The sequence below is a fragment of the Variovorax sp. 10N432 genome (assembly GCF_056394465.1).
Window position 1 is genome coordinate 1 of record NZ_JBFTHX010000108.1, and the last position, 2327, is coordinate 2327.

Sequence of the window (2327 nt, forward strand, 5' to 3'; positions counted from 1 at the left end):
TGTTGGCGCCGGCCGAAAATTGACCCACCTGTGAGGGTTGTGCCGGTTCAAATTTGACCCGGGTGTTCAGCCTACCCTGCTGCTTTTTTAAGCGGTGGGGGAATGAGGATTGATCACCATGGCCATGATTGGCAAGGTCCTGCGGATGCACCACCGCGAGAACAAATCGGTGCGAGAGATCGCGAGGGCAACGAGCCTGTCGCGCAACACGGTGAGGAAGTACCTGCGCGTGCCGGTGGCGCAGCCACCGAAGTACGTGCGCCGAGCGGCCTCGACGAAGCTGACGCCGTTCGTCGAGATGGTGAAGATGTCGTTGTTGGCCGACGCGCGTCGACCGAAGAAGGAGCGGCGAACCGCGCGAGCACTGTTGCAGCAGATTGCGGCGGCCGGCTATGAAGGCGGCTACACCCAGCTGACCGACTTCATTCGAGCGTGGCGAGCGCAGCAAGGGGGTGTTGCCGTCGGCAAAGCGTTCGTGCCACTGGCATTCGAGTTGGGCGAGGCGTTCCAGTTCGACTGGAGCGACGAGGCGCTGGTGATCGGCGGGATCTACCGCAAACTGCAGGTCGCGCACATGAAGCTGTGCGCGAGCCGGGCGTTCTGGCTGGTCGCGTACCCGAGCCAGGGTCACGAGATGCTGTTCGATGCCCACACCCGGTCGTTCGCCGCGCTGGGCGGTGTGGCTCGCCGTGGGATCTACGACAACATGAAGACCGCCGTGGACAAGGTGCACAAGGGCAAGGGCCGCACGGTTAACGCGCGCTTCTCGGTGATGTGCGCACACTACCTGTACGACCCCGACTTCTGCAAGTCGGTGGCGCGCAACCGCTACTCGGTGCCGTGCGAACTGGCCGGGCAGATGGTCAGCACGCACCTGTACCCGACGCGCGTGACGGTGGTGGTTGGCGACGCCCTCGTGGCCGAGCACGAACGGCTGACGGACAAGGGCAAGACGCGCTACGACTGGCAGCACTACATCCCGCTGGTCCAGAGGAAGCCGGGAGCGTTGCGCAATGGGGCGCCGTTCACGGACCTGCCGCAGCCGCTGCAAAGGCTTCGCCGCGCGCTGTTGCGCGAGACCGGAGGCGATCGCCTGATGGCCCGGGTGCTGGCTCTGGTGCCGACAGCGGGACTCGAGGCGGTGCTGGTGGCCGTGGAGTTGGCGTTGGACGGCGCGCCGCCCTCGGGACGCGTGAGCGTCGAGCACGTCATCAACGTGCTCGCGCGTCTGAACGCGGCGCCGCGGCCGGCCAATGTGGAGACGGCGCTGCAGGTGCTGACACCGCCGATTGCCGACACAGCTCGCTACGACCGGCTGCGCAACATTCAGGAGGCCGACCATGCGTGACGTCATTGCCGAACTCAAGGCGCTGCGCTTGCACGGCATGGCCGGGACGTGGGCCGATCTGATCGAGCAGAACAACGCCGAGCTGGAGCGATCGCGCTGGCTCGTCGAGCAGATGCTGCGCGCCGAGACGACCGAGCGCGCCACGCGCTCGGTCAGCCACCAACTGAACGCGGCAAAGTTCCCGGTGCATCGGGATCTTGCGGGGTTCGACTTCGAGGTCTCTCCGGTGGATCGCAAGCTGGTGCTGCAATTGGCCGACATGCGCTTCACAGATGAAGCGCACAACGTCGTGTTGGTGGGCGGACCCGGCACCGGCAAAAGCCATCTTGCGACGGCCATCGGCGTGGCCGGCATCGTGCAGCATGGCAAGCGCGTGCGCTTCTACTCGACGGTGGACCTGGTCAACGCGCTGGAGCAGGAGAAGGCCCAAGGCAAGGCCGGTCGCATTGCGGCGAGCATGCTGCGCCTGGATGCGGTCGTCTTGGACGAGATGGGATACCTGCCCTTCAGTCAGGCCGGCGGGGCGCTTCTGTTCCACCTACTCTCCAAGCTCTACGAGCACACCAGCGTGGTGGTGACGACCAACCTGGACTTCGCCGAATGGTCCAGCGTGTTCGTGGATCCGAAGATGACCACCGCGCTGCTGGACCGACTCACGCATCACTGCCACATCGTGGAGACGGGCAACGACAGCTACCGCATCACGCACGCCACGGCCAACACGAAGAAGCGCATCCGCGCTCGCGAACAGGAACGAAAGGAGGCCAAGGCGCCACCGGAAGACCTCGCCTGATCAACGCTTCGAAGGGACAAGGCGCTGCGGGCTTCGCCCTCCGCGCCCTCAAAGACCGAACATCAAGCAAAGCAAGAAAGGAGGAAACAGCTACAGTTATCCACAGTCGGCAACCACGATGCCGGCTCCCATCCCCGGGTCAAAGTTCAACCGGCAGGGTGGGTCAAAGTTCAACCGGCGCCGACA

General features: G+C 64.8%; 2 protein-coding genes. Both read left to right on the forward strand.

Annotation, left to right across the window (positions count from 1 at the left end):
- Positions 1-118: 118 nt before the first annotated feature.
- A complete protein-coding gene (gene istA / locus AC1DF3_RS36815) occupies positions 119-1348 on the forward strand; it encodes an IS21 family transposase (RefSeq protein WP_478142786.1) in 1230 nt (409 codons plus the stop codon).
- Positions 1341-2141, forward strand: coding sequence for an IS21-like element helper ATPase IstB (istB, locus tag AC1DF3_RS36820; protein ID WP_478142787.1), 801 nt, complete (start codon positions 1341-1343; stop codon positions 2139-2141). Before istA ends, istB begins: the two co-directional genes overlap by 8 nt.
- Positions 2142-2327: the final 186 nt, after the last annotated feature.